Source organism: Streptomyces sp. NPDC051219 (assembly GCF_040682335.1).
Lineage (GTDB): Bacteria > Actinomycetota > Actinomycetes > Streptomycetales > Streptomycetaceae > Streptomyces.
This window is the reverse complement of the sequence record NZ_JBFBAS010000013.1, coordinates 114,618-130,919: the sequence shown is the minus strand read 5'-3', so window position 1 is coordinate 130,919 and position 16,302 is coordinate 114,618. Positions and strand designations below refer to the sequence as shown.

13 protein-coding genes and 5 pseudogenes are annotated in these 16,302 nt (G+C 71.3%); 7 read left to right on the top strand and 11 right to left on the bottom strand.

All coding sequences use genetic code 11. The features are described from left to right. Positions 1–60: 60 nt before the first annotated feature. Entirely contained in the window at positions 61–747 is a 687-nt protein-coding gene (gene rpe / locus AB0M62_RS17540) for a ribulose-phosphate 3-epimerase (protein WP_366075075.1), read from the bottom strand. A gap of 135 nt (positions 748–882) precedes the next feature. Between rpe and AB0M62_RS17535 the strand changes: the two are divergent. From AB0M62_RS17535 to AB0M62_RS17520, 4 genes and pseudogenes are all read left to right on the top strand, one after another. Next, a pseudogene (locus tag AB0M62_RS17535) lies at positions 883–1,143 on the top strand (hypothetical protein); the annotation flags it as partial. Further along, positions 1,142–1,477, top strand: a pseudogene (locus AB0M62_RS17530) (aldo/keto reductase); the annotation flags it as partial. The pseudogenes AB0M62_RS17535 and AB0M62_RS17530, both read left to right, overlap by 2 nt. Before the next feature lie 282 nt (positions 1,478–1,759). Then, a complete protein-coding gene (locus tag AB0M62_RS17525) occupies positions 1,760–2,986 on the top strand; it encodes a branched-chain amino acid ABC transporter substrate-binding protein (protein ID WP_366075074.1) in 1,227 nt (408 codons plus the stop codon). A gap of 367 nt (positions 2,987–3,353) precedes the next feature. Continuing rightward, positions 3,354–4,916, top strand: coding sequence for a cellulase family glycosylhydrolase (locus tag AB0M62_RS17520; RefSeq protein WP_366075127.1), 1,563 nt, complete (start codon positions 3,354–3,356; stop codon positions 4,914–4,916). Here AB0M62_RS17520 and AB0M62_RS17515 read toward each other — a convergent pair. The 6 genes and pseudogenes from AB0M62_RS17515 to AB0M62_RS17490 all read right to left on the bottom strand — a co-directional run bounded on the left by AB0M62_RS17515 (position 4,807) and on the right by AB0M62_RS17490 (position 8,305). Next, complete coding sequence (locus AB0M62_RS17515; RefSeq protein ID WP_366075073.1) at positions 4,807–5,268, bottom strand: ArsI/CadI family heavy metal resistance metalloenzyme; 462 nt, start codon at positions 5,266–5,268, stop codon at positions 4,807–4,809. The two genes, AB0M62_RS17520 and AB0M62_RS17515, sit on opposite strands and share 110 nt — an antisense overlap. Before the next feature lie 34 nt (positions 5,269–5,302). After that, positions 5,303–6,637, bottom strand: coding sequence for an NAD(P)-binding domain-containing protein (locus tag AB0M62_RS17510; protein WP_366075126.1), 1,335 nt, complete (start codon positions 6,635–6,637; stop codon positions 5,303–5,305). A 164-nt stretch (positions 6,638–6,801) separates the two neighbouring features. After that, a pseudogene (locus AB0M62_RS17505) lies at positions 6,802–7,030 on the bottom strand (pyridine nucleotide-disulfide oxidoreductase); the annotation flags it as partial. A gap of 22 nt (positions 7,031–7,052) precedes the next feature. Further along, a pseudogene (locus tag AB0M62_RS17500) lies at positions 7,053–7,163 on the bottom strand (NAD(P)-binding protein); the annotation flags it as partial. Next, positions 7,160–7,906: an aquaporin gene (locus AB0M62_RS17495; RefSeq protein ID WP_366075125.1), complete on the bottom strand. Its 747-nt coding sequence runs from the start codon at positions 7,904–7,906 to the stop codon at positions 7,160–7,162. The gene AB0M62_RS17495 and the pseudogene AB0M62_RS17500, both read right to left, overlap by 4 nt. An 84-nt stretch (positions 7,907–7,990) precedes the next feature. Beyond that, positions 7,991–8,305, bottom strand: coding sequence for a metalloregulator ArsR/SmtB family transcription factor (locus AB0M62_RS17490; RefSeq protein ID WP_366075072.1), 315 nt, complete (start codon positions 8,303–8,305; stop codon positions 7,991–7,993). A 120-nt stretch (positions 8,306–8,425) separates the two neighbouring features. On the opposite strand from AB0M62_RS17490, the gene AB0M62_RS17485 reads away from it, so the two are divergent. Continuing rightward, positions 8,426–8,839, top strand: coding sequence for an arsenate reductase ArsC (locus tag AB0M62_RS17485; RefSeq protein WP_366075071.1), 414 nt, complete (start codon positions 8,426–8,428; stop codon positions 8,837–8,839). Then, positions 8,836–9,408: pseudogene (locus AB0M62_RS17480) on the top strand (FAD-dependent oxidoreductase). Before AB0M62_RS17485 ends, AB0M62_RS17480 begins: the two are co-directional and overlap by 4 nt. Positions 9,409–9,421: 13 nt before the next feature. Here AB0M62_RS17480 and AB0M62_RS17475 read toward each other — a convergent pair. Both AB0M62_RS17475 and fmt read right to left on the bottom strand, forming a co-directional pair. After that, positions 9,422–10,867 (bottom strand): transcription antitermination factor NusB, encoded by a 1,446-nt coding sequence (locus AB0M62_RS17475; RefSeq protein ID WP_366075070.1) that lies wholly within the window; start codon positions 10,865–10,867, stop codon positions 9,422–9,424. A 63-nt stretch (positions 10,868–10,930) separates the two neighbouring features. After that, the gene (gene fmt, locus AB0M62_RS17470; RefSeq protein WP_366075069.1) at positions 10,931–11,875 is read right to left on the bottom strand and encodes a methionyl-tRNA formyltransferase; all 945 of its coding nucleotides are present in this window, start codon (positions 11,873–11,875) and stop codon (positions 10,931–10,933) included. Between the two features lie 269 nt (positions 11,876–12,144). On the opposite strand from fmt, the gene AB0M62_RS17465 reads away from it, so the two are divergent. Next, entirely contained in the window at positions 12,145–12,711 is a 567-nt protein-coding gene (locus AB0M62_RS17465) for a hypothetical protein (protein WP_366075067.1), read from the top strand. Positions 12,712–12,796: 85 nt separating this feature from the next. On the opposite strand, the gene AB0M62_RS17460 is transcribed toward AB0M62_RS17465, so the two are convergent. Further along, positions 12,797–14,941, bottom strand: a complete 2,145-nt coding sequence (locus AB0M62_RS17460) for a primosomal protein N' (protein WP_366075066.1) — start codon at positions 14,939–14,941, stop codon at positions 12,797–12,799. Between the two features lie 113 nt (positions 14,942–15,054). Next, a complete protein-coding gene (gene metK, locus AB0M62_RS17455) occupies positions 15,055–16,263 on the bottom strand; it encodes a methionine adenosyltransferase (protein WP_366075065.1) in 1,209 nt (402 codons plus the stop codon). Positions 16,264–16,302 lie beyond the last annotated feature (39 nt).

Genomic DNA, 16,302 nt, shown 5'->3' with positions numbered 1-16,302 from the left:
TCCTGTCAGATGCGGCGAGCCTTGATCGGCCCGGTCGGGCCCCGTTCACCTAGCTGTGGCTCAGTGGTTGCAGAGCCAGGGCGCCGAGGCCGAAACCTCGGCCGCCTGGTTGCGCAGCATGCGTACAGCGGCGGCCGGGTCGTCCGTCCCGTACACCGCGGAACCGGCGACGAAGACATCCGCGCCCGCCTCCGCACAGCGCTCGATCGTCGTCGCCGAGACACCGCCGTCGACCTGGAGCCACAGCTCCAGCCCGTGCTTGGAGATGAGCTCCCGGGTACGCCGGATCTTGGGAAGCATGATGTCCAGGAAGGCCTGGCCCCCGAAGCCCGGCTCGACCGTCATGATCAGCAGCATGTCGAGCTCGGGGAGGAGGTCCTCGTACGGCTCGATCGGGGTGGCGGGCTTCAGCGCCATGGAGGCGCGGGCGCCCTTGGCCCGGATTTCCCGGGCCAGCCGGACCGGCGCGGCGGCGGCCTCGGCGTGGAAGGTCACCGAACCGGCGCCCGCCTCGATGTACTGAGGGGCCCAGCGGTCGGGGTCCTCGATCATCAGATGGCAGTCAAGCGGAATGTCCGTGGCCCTGCTGAGCGACTCCACGACCGGCACACCGAGGGTGAGGTTCGGCACGAAGTGGTTGTCCATCACGTCGACATGCAGCCAGTCGGCGCCCTCGACGGCCTTCGCCTCCTCCGCCAGGCGGGAGAAGTCGGCGGAGAGGATACTGGGATTGATCTGAACGGCCATGCCCCAAGCCTGCCATGGACTTCCGGCATTCCCCTCCTCGGTCCGGACCAAAGCCTCCCGGGATCGGCACATGCGTAGTCCTCCGGTTTTTCGGCACCTCGAAGGGGCGGCTCGCAGCCGGCGCGACGGGCGTCCATGACCGACGCACAGACTCGGCGCAACCGCGGGGCGGGCCGGCTGGTGTGCGGCCTGCGCACCAAGGGGCTCGTCGTGGTGGTGTGGCTGCTGGTGGTGGCCGTCGCGTTCCCCCTCGCGTCGAAGCTCACCGATGCCCAGGACAACGACGCCGCCTCATGGCTGCCCGGCGGCGCCGAGTCGACCCAAGTGTCGGAGGAGTCGCAGGGATTCAGGCCGGAGGTCGTCCCGGCGATCGTCGTGGACGCCCGCGACGGCGGCCCTTGACGAAGGAGGCCTGACGGGGCGTATCACGGCTGGGACCACGTTCCCCGAAGGAGACTTCCGCAGCCGCTACTTCCGCGACGACCGCCCGGCGCAGGTCGAACAGCACGTCGGTGCGATCACTGCGGATCTGGGCATCTCCACCGCCGAGATCGCGGAAACGGCACTGCGGTACGTGCTCAGCGCGCCCGCCGTCTCCACGGTCATCCCCGGCATGCGGACGGTACGGAACGTGGAGCGCAACACCGCCGTGAGCGACGGACGCCCCCTCACCGCCGACCAACTCGCCGTACTCGCCAAGCACCGCTGGCGGCGCAACTTCTGCGCATGACCCGCGGCCGGCGCCGCCTCGTCGTGCCGAACCGACGGAGCCGGCGCCCGGCCGCGTCCACCGACACGCTCCACCGCCGCATGGTGACCGCGGAACATTCCTGAGGTGCCCCGATGAGGAGAAGTTTTCCGCCGGAGCGGCGCCATAACAAGAGAATCACATCGGTTCGCCCCCGCTGCTTGTTTCGGTGGGCGCCATCTAGAGTCACGCCAGCCGCCGCGCCAGCGGCCGATCTCCGGCCCTGACAGCGCGGTTGGCGCCCCGAAGGTGAAAGGACCGATCGTGCGTAACCGTTCTCTCATAGCTGTCACCGCCGCGCTCGCCGCTGGAGCACTCTCGCTCACGGCGTGCGGCTCCCGTGACACAGGCAAGGCCGACGACGCCTCGGGCGGCGGCTCCACCGTCGTCACCATCGGTTTCGACGCACCGTTGACCGGGGAGCTCTCCGCTCTCGGCCTCGGCATGAAGAATTCGGTCGACCTCGCCGTAAAGCGGGCCAACAAGGACAAGGAGGTGCCGGGCGTCACCTTCAAGATCGAGGCTCTCGACGACCAGGCACAGCCCTCCTCCGGCCAGCAGAACGCCACCAAACTGGTCGCCGACAAGAGCGTCCTCGGAGTGGTCGGCCCGCTGAACTCCTCCGTCGCCCAGTCCATGCAGAAGGTCTTCGACGTCGCCCAGTTGGCCGAGGTTTCGGTGAACACCAACCCTGCCCTCACCCAGGGGGACAAATGGAACACGGGCGAGAAGGTCCGGCCGTTCAAGACGTATTTCCGGACCGCGACCACGGACGCCATCCAGGGTCCGTTCGCCGCCGAGTACCTGTACAACACGGCGAAGAAAAAGAAGGTCTTCGTCGTCGACGACAAGAAAACCTACGGCGCCGGGCTGGCCGCGACCTTCTCCGCCCACTTCAAGAAGCTCGGGGGCGCGGTCGTCGGCACCGATCACGTCAACCCGGACGCCAAGGACTTCGGCTCCGTGGCCACCAAGATCAAGAACTCCGGCGCGGACGTCGTCTACTACGGCGGTGAGTACCCGGTGGCCGGCCCGCTCAGCGCGCAGGTCAAGAAGGCGGGCGCCGCGATCCCGCTCATCGGTGGCGACGCTATCTACAGCGACGAGTACCTCAAGCTCACCGGCGCCCGCGGCGACGGCGACATGTCCACCTCCGTCGGCGCGCCCGTCGAGGACCTGCCCTCGGCCAAGAAGTTCATCGAGGACTACAAGGCGGCCGGGTACAAGGAGGCGTACGGAGCCTACGGCGGGTTCTCCTACGACTCGGCCTGGGCGATCATCCAGGCGGTGAAGGCCGTGACCAAGGACGGCATGCTGCCCTCCGACGCGCGCGCCAAGGTCACCGAGGCCCTGCAGAAGGTCTCCTTCGACGGAGTCATGGGCAAGGTCTCCTTCGACGAGTACGGCGACGCCACCAACAAGCAGCTCACCGTCTACAAGGTCGCGGGCGGCGCCTGGAAGGCCGAGACCACCGGCACGTTCGGAGGCTGACCGAACGCGCGGTCGTACGTCGTCCCGCCGCTGGCCGGCTGCGACTGGCCCCGCCGGGTCTGCGCCGGCCGGTGATCATCCACCACAGCGGCAGTACGAGGCCGGGCTGCTCCCTTCTGTACGGACGGAGGGAGCGGCCCGGCCCGGCCTCGCTGCCGTTCCGCGCGGTGCCCGAGCCGGGGCGTGCCGCCGCGTTTCGGCCTCATGCCGGTGAGGTCCAAGAGGTCACCGGCGTTACTGGTCAACGTCACCCGAGCCCGCCATCATGGCGCATACATGCCAATTACAGAGCTCGCCGGACGGGCGCTCCGCGACGGAACGGGTGGTCGTGAACAGGTCTTTCGTCATATCGGCGCTGGCCGCCGCGATGCTGGGCGTACTGGCAGGTGCCTCGGTCGCTCCTCCGGCGACGGCCGAGCCGGGTCCCGCCGCCCCCGCGCGTGCCGGGCACACCACCGAACTCGCCGCCGTCCGGCCGGCCGAGGCATGGACCCCTCCGCTGAGTACCCGGGGCCGGTACGTCGTCGACGCCGACGGCGACCGGTTCAAGCTGAAGTCGGGCAACTGGCACGGGGCGAGCGGTACATGGACCGGTGCGGGCAGCCCCGACGACCCGGCGAACATCCACGCGGGCGAGAAGTCGGACCGTATGCCGCTGGGCCTGGACCGCGCTCCGATGTCCGAGATCGTCGCCGGATTCCGCGAACTGGGACTCAACAGCGTCCGCCTGCCCTTCTCCAACGAGATGGTCCACGACACCCGCCCCGTCGCGGACGCCTCGGTGGCAGCCAACCCGGCGCTGAAGGGGAAGACCCCACTCCAGGGCTACGACGCCGCCGTCGGCGCCCTGACGGACGCGGGCCTCGCGGTGATCCTGAACAACCACACCAACACGACACGCTGGTGCTGCGGCGTCGACGGCAACGAGCGGTGGAACGCGAGCCGGAGCACCGAGGTCTGGGAGAGTGACTGGCTGTTCATGGCCGGACGCTACCGGGACGATCCGCGGGTCGTCGGCGCCGACCTCTACAACGAGGTACGCCGCTCCGTACTCGACGACCCCAACTGGGGCCTCGGCGACCGGCACGACTGGTTCGCCGCGTCACAGCACCTCGGGGACCGGATCCTTCAGGAGGCCAATCCAGACCTGCTGGTGATCGTCGAGGGGATCAACTGGACCGGGATTCCGGTGGACGGACTCCCTTACGAACGGCCCACCCTCGAGCCCGTTCAGCGGCTCTCGCACACCCTCGTGCGGTCCGGGAAGCTCGTGTATTCAGCCCACTTCTACGACTACACGGGGCCGAACCACACAGGCGCCACCGGCACGGGAGAGACCTCCGACCCCCGCAACCGCGACTTCAGCCGCTCTCAGCTGCACGATGTGCTGCGGCGGCAGGCCTTCTACGTCGCCTCGCAGGCGAACCGGCACTTCACCGCACCGGTGTGGATCAGTGAGTTCGGCGTCGGTGGCCGGGAGGAGACCGGAGCGAAGCAGCGGGCATGGTTCCGCCACTTCGTCGACTACCTGATCGAGACGGACGCCGACTTCGCCTACTGGCCGCTCGTCGGCTGGCACGAGGACCGAAAGGGCAACGGCTGGGCGCTGCTGCACTGGGACTCGTACCGGCCGGGGCTACGGGTGGCACGCGACGGGCCCTGGACGGCGAAGACCCGGAACTCCGGTATCCAGATCAGAGTAGACGATGCCTCAGCTGGTGATCTGAGGGATGCAGAGGCGGGCAGGTCGGCGCGAGGCCGCGACCGGCCCTTTGTTCCGGTCGCGGCCCTCGCTGGTGTGAAGGCCGGTGATCGTCAGGTCAGCAACAGCCGCCGGCGGCGACCGGTTGGGCCTCGCTGGCCTCGGCGTCCGCACCGGCGCAGCAGGTGCTGCCCTGTTGCTTGGCCAGGGTGTCGGCGTCGGCCTTGACGACGTACACCTCCCAGGGCTCGTGGCCGGGGCCGTGCACCCAGACCTTGTCCTGGAGGGCGTAGCAACAGGTGGTGTCGTTCTCCTCTGCCGTGGCCAGGCCGGCATCGCTCAGGCGCGTGGTGGCGGCGTGGACGGCGTCGGTTGTCCCGACTTCGACGCCGAGGTGGTCCATGCGGGTGTCTTCGCCGGCGGTGCCTTCGATGAGGACGAGCTTGAGCGGCGGCTCGCCGATGGCGAAGTTGGCGTAGCCGTCGCGGAGTTTGGCCGGCTCGGTGCCGAAGAGCTTGGTGTAGAAGGCGATGGACGCGGCGAGGTCGGGGACGCGGAGTGCGAGCTGTATGCGAGACATGACGAGCCTCCTGCGGTGTTGGGTGAGGCGGGAGTCAGCAGCCGCCGGAGGCTGCCGGGGCTCCGATGCCGATCTGGATGGTGGACGGGGTGGCGCAGCAGCCGCCGCTGTCGCCGTCGGTGTTGGCAGCGTCGGGCTCGTCGAAGAGTCCCGCGCCGCCGCAGACTCCGGTCTCGGGCAGGGTCAGCTCGACGCGCTCGGCGGCTTCCTGGTCCCCGGCGAGGGCGGCGGCGATGGAACGGACCTGCTCGTAGCCGGTCATCGCCAGGAACGTCGGGGCGCGGCCGTAGCTCTTCATGCCGACGAGATAGACGTCCTTCTCCGGGTGGGAAAGCTTGTTCACGCCGTGCGGGTGGACGGTTCCGCAGGAGTGCACGTTCGGGTCGATGAGCGGGGCCAGCTCCACCGGGGCCTGCAGCCGCTCGTCGAGCCCGAGGCGGAGCTCTTCGAGGAACGACAGGTCGGGGCGGAGTCCGGTGAGGGCGATGACCTCGTCGACCGGGTCGAGACGGTGGCCGTCCTCGCCCACCAGCACCAGCTGGTCGCCCGACTTCTCGATCGCGCTCGTACGGAAACCGGTGACCGCGTCGGCATGGCCGCCTTCGACGGCAGCCTTGGCACGAAGGCCGAGAGCACCGCGGGCGGGGAGCTGGTCAGCCTCGCCTCCACCGAACGTGCTGCCGCTGATGCCGCGCCGCAGGACCCACACGGCATGCGTGGCGGGAGCGTCCTTCGCAAGGTCGGCCAGGAAGGCGAGGGCGGTAAAGGCGGAGGCGCCGGAGCCGATGACGGCGGTGCGCTTGCCCGCGTACCGGGCGCGTACGGCTGGGTCCTTGAGATCCGGGACACGGTAGGAGATACGGTCGGCGGCTGCCCGCTCGCCGAGGGCCGGCAGGCCGTTGCCGCCGATCGGGCTCGGGGTGGACCAGGTGCCCGAGGCGTCGATGACGGCGAGGGCGGTGATTCGCTCCTCCGTGCCGTCGGCGTTCGTGACGTGGACTGTGAAGGGCTGCTGCTCACGATCGGCGTCCACCACACGGTCGCGGCCGAGGCGGGACACCCCGGTCACTGTTGCGCCGAACCGCACTCGGTCGCCGAGGACATCGGCCAGTGGCTGCAGGTACTTCTCAGCCCAGTCACCGCCGGTGGGACAGGCGGCGCCGTCGGGCGCGGTCCAGCCGGTGGGGGCCAGAAGCTTCTCGGCGGCGGGGTCGACGACCTCGGCCCAGGTCGAGAAGAGGCGTACGTGGTTCCACTCCCGTACGGCGCTACCGGCACTGTGTCCGGCCTCCAGGACCAGCGGCTCGATGCCGCGCGCGACAAGGTGGGCAGCGGCGGCCAGGCCGACGGGGCCGGCTCCGATCACCATGGTGGGCAGGTCGGTGGTGGGCACGTCGGCGATCGCGGACACGGTGACTCCCCTACTCTGTTTCGACATCTGTCGATGGCTTGCGTTGCCAGCATGGCACCTGTTTCGATGGGCGTCAACATAGACATTCATCGAATTAATACTCAGAGCGCATGACGCGGGGCTCCGGTCCAGTCGCCGTTACCGAGCAGGTGCAGCCGCGGTTCTGCGACGGCTCTGGTGCCGGTGGTGGGGATGCGGCCGGTGGCGTCCCGCAGCCTCAGCGGCGACAGGTGTGAGAGGGCCGCCCGGAACCCGGTGCACCAGATCAGCGCATCGGCCCTCGCCCTCGCCCGTCCCCCCACGCGACGCCGCGCTGGTTGAGCCGCAGAACATCGGTGAGGCCTTCAACAGCCTGCCACGCGCCGCCTGCCTCGGCGTGGGCGTCGAGGATGGCGAAGTCCAGGCCGAGGCGGCGCAGGTGGTAGCCGGCGGCAAGCCCCGCCTGGCCACCACCGACCACCACCACCTGGGTCGCGTGCGTCATGCGGCGGGCTGCGCCGAGTCCGTCCGCGCCCGCGTGAAAATGAGGGCTACTAGAGCCAGCCCTACTACGGCGCCCGCGAGTTGGGCGCCGATGAATCCCGGCACCGAGCCGGGCGCGATGCCCGCGAAGGTGTCGGTGAACGCGCGGCCGATCGTCACGGCCGGGTTGGCGAACGAGGTGGACGAGGTGAACCAGTACGCGGCGCCGATGTAGGAGGCGACGGCGACCGGGGCGAAGCGCAGGCTCTCGGTGCGCGCCAGGCCGAAGATCAGCAGGATCAGCCCGGCGGTGGCGACGACCTCGCCCAGCAGCAGGTTCCCGGCGGAGCGGTCGTGCGTGGACCACTGGACCAGCGGCTCGCCGAACATCGCATCGGCCAGTACGGCGCCCGCGATCGCTCCCGCGATCTGGGCGGGGACGTAGACGGCTGCCTCGCGGGCAGTGACGCCGGCGCCGCCGCGGCGGGCCGTCCACCACTCGGCGAGGGTGACGGCGGGGTTGAAGTGCGCGCCGGAGACCGGGCCGAGAAGAACGATGAGGACACCCAGTCCGAAGACGGTGGCGATGGAGTTGGCGAGGAGCTGGACGCCGACATCCCGGCTCAGCTCGGTGGCCTGGATACCGGAACCCACCACCACCGCCACCAAAGCGGCGGTGCCGACCAACTCGGCGGCGGCCCGGGCGACCAGCGGCGCGCGGGGTGGAGTGCCGCCCGGCGCAGGCTGGGGTTCGGTCGCGGGTATCGCGGATTTCGCTGTGGCATCGGGGCCGGCGGCCTGGGTGGCGCTCAACAGGTCTCCTTGGTGCGGACGCGACGGGCGCGGGAATCAGGGGCAGGACCGCTTGACGTCCGCCTCTGCGGAGGCGCGCGCGGTCTCAGCGAGGTCGGTGAACTGGCCGGCGAGCTGGGCGATGACGTCTGGCTTGAGCCGGTAGTAGGTGAAGCGGCCGCACGGCTCGGTCTCCACCACGCCGGCCTCTCGCAGCACCCGCAGGTGGTTGGAGAGATTCGTCTGCCGGGCGCCTGTCTCCTCCACGAGATGGCTGGTGCACAGGGTCTCGTGGGCGAGCAGGGTCACGATCTGGAGCCTGAGCGGGTCGGCCAGAACCCGGATCAGCTCAGTGTCGACTGACGTCATCATGGGCTGATACTGTCACATCAGCGGCAGCTGACGCCACCAGGCGCTGATGTCAACCGCGCCTGATCCCACCGCCTTACAGTCGTCAAGACAAAAAGTCGCGAGACAAGAGAGAGACCTCCGATGGCCGACAAGCCCTCCGTCCTGTTCGTCTGTGTCCACAACGCCGGCCGTTCCCAGATGGCCGCCGCGTGGCTGACCCACCTGGCCGGGGACCGCGTCGATGTCCGCTCGGCCGGCTCCGCCCCGGCCGACCAGGTCAACCCCGCCGCCGTCGAGGCCATGCGGGAGGTCGGCATCGACATCACCGCCGAGACCCCCAAGATCCTCACCGTCGACGCGGTCAAGGCCTCCGACGTCTGCATCACCATGGGCTGCGGCGACACCTGCCCGGTCTTCCCCGGTAAGCGGTACCTGGACTGGCCGCTGGAGGACCCGGCCGGTCAGGGCGTCGAGGCCGTACGGCCGATCCGTGACGAGATCAAGAAGCTCGTCGAAGGCCTGATCGAGGAGATCGCCCCGGAAGAAGCCGAGTGACCGTCGAGACGGACGTCCGGAACGTCATCGTCATAGGCTCCGGTCCCGCCGGCTACACCGCCGCCCCCTACACCGCGCGCGCCTCGCTGAAGCCGCTCGTGTTCGAGGGATCGGTGACGGCGGGCGGCCCCCTGGTCCAGACGACCGAGGTGGAGAACTTCCCCGGATTCCGGGACGGAATCATGGGCCCGGACTGACGGACAACACGCGGGCCGCGATCCATGGCGAGCAGCAGCTCTCCCGCCTCACGTTGCGCGACACCAGGACGGGCGAGACATCCGAGCCGGCGGCCACCGGACTGTTCGTGGCCATCGGCCATCGGCCACGACCCGCGCACCGAGCTGGTCAGGGGCCAGCTCGACCTGGACGACGACGGATCCCTCAAGGTCGCCTCGCCGTCGACCCGTACGAACATCCCCGGTGTCTTCGCCGCGGGCGACGTGGTCGACCACACCTACCAGCAGGCCATCACCGCTGCAGGCAGCGGCTGCTCCGCCGCGCTCGACGCCGAACGGTACCTCGCCGCTCTCGCCGACAGCGCCAAGGCCGCAGTGCCGGAGACAGGGTGAGGAAGGCGCGTCGTCAGGCGGTTCGCCTCAGCAGTGCCAGGTACATCGCGTCCGTACCGTGCAGATGCGGCCACAACTGTACGTCCGGACCGTCGCCCAGTGCCGGTACCCCGGACATCAGCGGCCGCGCGTCGATCCACTCCGCGTCGACCGGCTGGAGGCCGCCCCGGCCCTTCAGCACGTCCTCGACGACGACCCGCGTCTCGGCGAGGTGCGGTGAGCAGGTCACGTATCCGACCACGCCGCCCACCCGGACCGCCGCCAACGCCTCGCGCAGCAGCGAGCGTTGCAGGGGGGCGAAGCCCTCCAGGTCCTCCGGGCGGCGCCGCCACCGGGCTTCCGGACGGCGGCGCAGCGCGCCGAGTCCCGTGCACGGCACGTCCATCAGCACCCGGTCGAAGGATCCGGGCAGCCACGGCGGGCGGGTCCCGTCCGCGGCGATGACCTGGTACGGGCCGGGGTTGCCCGCGAGCGCCCGTTCGACCAGACGCGCCCGGTGCGGCTGCTTCTCGGAGGCGAGCAGGGTCGCTCCCCGCTGCGCGGCGAGCGCGGCCAGCAGGGCCGCCTTGCCGCCGGGGCCCGCGCAGCCGTCGAGCCAGCGTGTGTCGGAGCCCTCGACCGGCGCGTTGGCGAGGGCGAGCGCGACCAGCTGGCTGCCCTCGTCCTGAACGCCCGCGCGCCCCTCGCGCACGGCGTCCAGCCCGCCCGGCTCTCCGCCTTCGGCAAGCCGTACTGCATACGGTGACCAGCGGCCCGGCAGACCGGAGTCCTCGCCGAGCGCGTCCAGCAGTTCATCCGCGGTGGAGCGGCCCGGCCGGGCGACGAGGGTCACCTCGGGCCGCTCGTTGTCCGCCTCCAGCAGGTCCTCGATGCCGGCCCGGCCGCCGCCGAGGGAGTCCCACAGGGCGGAGACGACCCAGCGGGGGTGCGAGTGGACGACCGCGAGGTGGTCCTCGGCGTCCTCGTCGTAGGGCGGTGCGACCCGCTCGAGCCAGGCGTCCAGATCATCGGCGGCGATCTTCCGCAGCACCGCGTTCACGAACCTCGCCCGCCCGTCACCGAGCACCACCCGGGCCAGTTCCACACTGGACGAGACCGCCGCGTGGGTGGGGATGCGGGTGCCCAGCAGCTGGTGCGCCCCCAGCGCGAGGACATCCAGCACCGGCGGGTCGACCTCGCGCAGCGGCCGGTCGATGCAGGCCGAGATGATCGCGTCGTACGTGCCCTGCCTGCGCAGCGTCCCGTACACCAGCTCGGTGGCGAGTGCCGCGTCGCGCGTGTCGAAGCCGCCACCCTCGCGCGCCTTGCGGAGCAGGGGCGGCAGGACGAGGTTGGCGTAGGCGTCGCGCTCGTCGACCGCCCGCAGTGCTTCGAAGGCGAGAATCCGGACGGGGTCCTTCTGAGGGCGCCGGTACGGCTTCGCCTGCTTGGCGGGCCGGCGACGAGGCTGCTCGTTCACGTGAAAGGTGCTCCGCTGATGGTGAGCTGATGGTGAGCTCATGGTGAGAGGGGGCGAACCCTCTCAGCGTACGTCCGCCATGTCCAGGTGCTCACCAGGGGCAATGCGCACCCCACGCGCCCAGTCGGCGGCCCGCATCGGCTTCTTGCCCTGCGGCTGGACCCAGTGCAGCTCGACGGCATGGGAGCCGGTCCCGGCGTAGACGTTGTTCTTGCCGGCGGACAGCTCACCGGGCGCGAGGTCCGTCCTCTCGGGCAGCAGCCCGATGGAGATCAGCTTGAGCCGCTCGCCGCGGAACAGCGTCCAGGCCCCGGGTGCGGGCGTGCAGCCGCGCACCAGCCGGTCGACCCGGAGCGCCGGAGACGTCCAGTCGACCTGCGCGTCCTCGACGTTGATCTTCGGCGCGAGCGAGACGCCGTCGGCGGGCTGCGGTACGGCCTTGAGCGCGCCGTCCTCGATGCCGTCCATGGTGGCGGCGAGCAGCCCGGCGCCCGCGAAGGCGAGCCGGGTCAGCAGGTCACCGCTGGTGTCGGTGGGCCGTACCGTCTCGGTCAGCACGCCGTAGACCGGCCCGGAGTCCAGTCCCTCCTCGATCAGGAAGGTGGACGCGCCGGTCACCTCGTCGCCGGCCAGCACCGCGTGCTGCACGGGAGCCGCGCCGCGCCAGGCGGGCAGCAGCGAGAAGTGCAGGTTGACCCAGCCGTGGGACGGGATCTCCAAGGCCACCTGGGGGAGGATCGCACCGTAGGCCACGACCGGGCAGCAGTCGGGCGCGATCTCGCGCATCCGCGCCAGGAAGTCCTCATCGCGCGGCCTGACCGGCTTGAGCACCTCGATGCCGGCCTCCTCCGCGCGCTGGGCGACCGGGCTGGCCACCAGCCTGCGGCCCCGCCCGGCGGGCGCGTCGGGTCGGGTGACGACGGCTGCGACCTCGTGCCGGTGGGAGGCGATCAGGGCGTCCAGGGCGGGTACGGCGACCTCGGGGGTACCTGCGAACACAAGCTTCACTGGGGACTTCCTCGCTATCTCGTGCCGACGAGCAGCGCACCAGTCTATGGGCCCCGGTCGGCCCCGGTCCCTGGGGCTTCCGGATCAGGGCGGATACGAAAGGACACCCCCAGGGGGCGTGCGCAAGCGAGTGCGCCCCTCGCATATGCCCATACGCCCCCACAGCGTGACCACATCGACCGGTGGAGCGTTGGGGTCAAGAGAGATTGACCGAACGGGCCGCTGCCGGCGGCCCCATCCGTTTCCACGCCGGTTCGAGAGGCTTGTTCATGGCCGACCACGCAACCCACGACGCCCAAGCGCGGGCCAGCCTGCACCTGCTGGTGCGGGACATCGAGCGGGTCCGCCGGCAGGTGGACGCTTTGCGTACGCTCACCGCTCAGCTCGGCAACGTCTACCGTCCGCGCCGCTCCGGTCCCTCCACCGGCTTCGTCGTCTACGGCCGGGCCCCCGCCCCCACGGTGCGCCTCGCCCAGGAGCTGCGGGACAGCGTCGAGACGCTGGTCACCGCGGCGGTGGACTTCGATCGCTCGCTCGGCTTCTCGTGGGACGCGGTGGGTTCGGCCCTCGGTGTCACCAAGCAGGCGGTGCACCGCCGTTACGGCGCCCGCCGCGCGGCGGCGCAGGCCGGTACGGCCGAGGTGGCCGAGGTGGCCGAGGTGGCCGAGCACGGAGCCGAAGCCGTTACGGCCACCGCAACCCGGCCGCTGCCGGTCGGATTGGGCCTGCCGTCCGTACCGGCCGCCCGGTCCATGCCGCCGCAGCCGACTTCGGGCAGCCAGGCGCTGCGCGAAGAGACCCGGACCAGCGCGTTCCCCGGCCCGCGCAACGGCTGACGCTCCCTGCCCCCGCCCCTCCCGGCGGGGGCAGCCGTCTGTCCGCGCCCGGCGATGCCCTGCCGGGGACCGGCTGCCGGCCCCGTCAGCCGATGTCCGGGGGGTCGATCCTGATGCGTACCGGATCGGCTCCGCCGCGCGCGAGGCGTGCCGCCTGCGCCGCCTTGAGTGCGGCGGCGAGAGCGGACCCGCTGCCCGGCGGGACCCGCAGCAGCGCCCGCTCCCACACCTCACCCGGCGGAGGATCGCCGGGCCGTCGGGGCCGGCCCGGATCCGCGACAGGCAGCGGTACCGGTCCCAACACCTCGGCGTCCCGCGGCAGTTCCGCCGCAGCGAGGAAAGCCGCCAGGACCTCCGGGCGACCGGACACCGCGGCCATCCGGGAGACGGGCGGGAAGCCCAGCTCGGCCCGTTCGGCGAGCTCACGCACCGCGTGCCCCACCGGGTCCCAGCGCACCAGCGCCTGCACGGGCCGCAGCGTCGGCTCGGCGACCACGACCACCGTGCCGCCCTCGGCCTGTCCGCGCACCAGCGAGGCCGCCCCGATCCAGCGCCGCAGCGCCTCCTCCCCCGCCCTCAGGTCGGGCCGGCCGAGCATGGCCCAGCCGTCGAGCAGCAGCGCGGCCGCGTACCCGCCCTCGGCGACCGGCTCCGCACCCGGCGTACTGACGACGAGCGCCGGGCCGGCCGGCACGGTGTCGAGCACGTGCTCGCGCCCGGACGTACGCACCGGAACTGCCGGGAACGCCCGCCCCAGCTCCTCGGCAGTCCTCCTGGCACCGACGATCTGCGCGCGCAGCCGCGTGCTTCCGCACTCCGGGCACTGCCGGCCGGACTCGGACCGTCCGCACCACCCGCAGTGCAGTGTCCGCTCGGCGGGCGCCTCCAGCGGTCCCGCGCAGTGCGCGCAGCGCGCGGGCGTGCGACAGCGCTCGCAGGCCAGCCTCGGTACGTACCCCCGGCGCGGCACCTGCACCAGCACCGGGCCGGCCTTCAGGCCCTCCCGCACGGTCTGCCAGGCGAGGCTCGGCAGACGGGCGGCACGGGCCGCCTCGTCCCGCGCCAGCTCGCCGTCGCCGATGGTACGGATCACCGGGGCCGCGGCCCGGACCTGTTCGCGATCGGCGGCCACCGGCAGCGCCCAGCCGGTCTCGACCAGCTGAGCGGCCTCCACCGTGCAGGTCGTGCCGCCGAGCAGGAAGCCGCACTTGCCGGTGGCGGCGCGCAGCAGCAGCACCTCGCGGGCGTGCGGCAGCGGCGCGTGCTGCTCGCTGTGGCTCGAGTCGCCGTCGTCCCAGATGGCGACCAGCCCCAGGTCCCGGACCGGGGCGAACATCGCTGCCCGGGTGCCGACCACGGCCCGCACCGAGCCACGTCGCACCGCGAGCCACTGCCGGTAACGCTTCTCCGGGCCGGCCTCGGCGGTGAGCAGTGCGTGCCTCCCCTCGCCCATCACCTCGGTGAGCGCGGCGTCCAGCCGCGCGGCCGTCCGTCCGTCGGGTACGACGACCAGCGCTCCCCGCCCGGACGACAGCGTGGCGGCCACGGCGCGGGCCAGTTCGCCTGGCCAGTGCGGCCCGGGAAGCGCGGTCCACACCGCTCGTGGCGCCCCGCCGCGGGCGAGCGCCTGGAGCAATGCCGGGCCCTTCGCGTACCGCTCCCAGGTCCCCGGATCTGGGGGGGCGGGGGCGGGCAGCGGCTCCGGCGAGGGCTTCGACTCGGCGCGCGCGTTGCGCGGGGGTATGGCGAGCTGCAGTACGTCGGCGAGGCTGCCGGCGTACCGGTCGGCGACCGCGCGGGCGAGCGCCAGCAGGTCGGGGCCGAGGACCGGTTCAGGGGAGACGACCCCGGCCAGCGCGGCGAGCGGCCCGTCGTAGTCGGACTCGGCCCGCCGCTCGACGATAAAACCGTCGATCAGCCCGCCGCCCTCACGCCGCCCCTCGCGCACCCGGTGCGCCCCGGCGCCGAACCGCACGCGGACCCGCACGCCGGGCTGGGCGGCCTCGTCCATGTCCTCCGGCACGGCGTAGTCGAAGAACTGGTCGAGATGGAGCACGCCCTTGTTCACCAGCACACGGGCGACGGGCAGTTCCCCGGCCAGTGCGGCACCCCGCCAGGTGCGTGGCTTCGCCTTGGGCGGTTGCGCCTTGCGGACCGTCTCCCGGATGAGCGCAAGCTGCTCCGGCGCCCCGGTACCGGGGGCTTCGGGCTGCTCGTCTTCGCTGCTCACAGCCAAATTCCTACCAGATGCCACTGACACGGGCGGACGCGCGCGGGATGGCCCCGGCCATGCGTACGGCCCCGGACCGATCGGTCCGGGGCCGTACGGAAAAACAGGTGCGACTACTGGCCGACCGCCCTGCGCAGCGCGTCCACGCGGTCGGTGCGCTCCCAGGTGAAGTCCGGCAGCTCACGGCCGAAGTGGCCGTACGCCGCGGTCTGGGCGTAGATCGGACGCAGCAGGTCGAGGTCGCGGATGATCGCCGCCGGGCGCAGGTCGAAGACCTCACCGATGGCGTTCTCGATCTTGTCCACCTCGACGGTGTTGGTGCCGAAGGTCTCGACGAACAGACCCACCGGCTCGGCCTTGCCGATCGCGTACGCGACCTGCACCTCGCAGCGCGCGGCAAGGCCGGCTGCGACGACGTTCTTGGCGACCCAGCGCATGGCGTACGCCGCACTGCGGTCCACCTTGGACGGGTCCTTGCCGGAGAACGCGCCACCACCGTGACGGGCCATACCGCCGTACGTGTCGATAATGATCTTGCGGCCGGTCAGACCGGCGTCACCCATCGGGCCGCCGATCTCGAAGCGCCCGGTCGGGTTGACCAGCAGGCGGTAGCCGTCGGTGTCCAGCTTGATGCCGTCGTCGAGCAGTGCCTTGAGCTCCGGCTCCACGACGAACTCGCGGATGTCGGGGGCGAGCAGCGAGTCCAGGTCGATGTCGGACGCGTGCTGCGAGGAGACGACGACCGTGTCCAGACGGATCGCCTTGTCACCGTCGTACTCGATGGTGACCTGGGTCTTGCCGTCCGGGCGCAGGTACGGGATGGTCCCGTTCTTGCGGACCTCGGAGAGCCGGCGGGAGAGCCGGTGCGCCAGGTGGATCGGCAGCGGCATGAGGGCCGGCGTCTCGTCGCAGGCGTAGCCGAACATCAGGCCCTGGTCGCCCGCGCCCTGCTTGTCGAGCTCGTCCTCGTCGCCCTCGACCCGCTTCTCGTACGCCGTGTCGACGCCCTGGGCGATGTCGGGGGACTGCGCGCCGATGGAGACCGAGACGCCACAGGAGGCGCCGTCGAAGCCCTTCTTCGAGGAGTCGTAGCCGATCTCGAGGATCTTCTCGCGCACGAGGGAGGCGATCGGGGCGTACGCCTTCGTCGTCACCTCACCGGCGATGTGCACCAGACCAGTGGTGATCAGGGTCTCGACGGCGACGCGGGAAGTGGGGTCCTCGCGGAGAAGCGCGTCGAGGATCGTGTCGCTGATCTGGTCAGCGATCTTGTCGGGGTGGCCCTCGGTGACAGACTCCGAGGTGAACAGGCGGCGGGACACATCGCTCCCTGGGGTTGCAGCGGCTGCTGGCTGATCAAT

Coding starts and splice junctions, on each gene's coding strand:
- rpe (WP_366075075.1), bottom strand. CDS start 747: ATGGCCGTTCAGATCAATCCCAGTATCCTCTCCGCCGACTTCTCCCGC.
- AB0M62_RS17520 (WP_366075127.1), top strand. CDS start 3,354: ATGCTGGGCGTACTGGCAGGTGCCTCGGTCGCTCCTCCGGCGACGGCC.
- AB0M62_RS17515 (WP_366075073.1), bottom strand. CDS start 5,268: ATGTCTCGCATACAGCTCGCACTCCGCGTCCCCGACCTCGCCGCGTCC.
- AB0M62_RS17510 (WP_366075126.1), bottom strand. CDS start 6,637: ATGGTGATCGGAGCCGGCCCCGTCGGCCTGGCCGCCGCTGCCCACCTT.
- AB0M62_RS17490 (WP_366075072.1), bottom strand. CDS start 8,305: ATGATGACGTCAGTCGACACTGAGCTGATCCGGGTTCTGGCCGACCCG.
- AB0M62_RS17485 (WP_366075071.1), top strand. CDS start 8,426: ATGGCCGACAAGCCCTCCGTCCTGTTCGTCTGTGTCCACAACGCCGGC.
- AB0M62_RS17465 (WP_366075067.1), top strand. CDS start 12,145: ATGGCCGACCACGCAACCCACGACGCCCAAGCGCGGGCCAGCCTGCAC.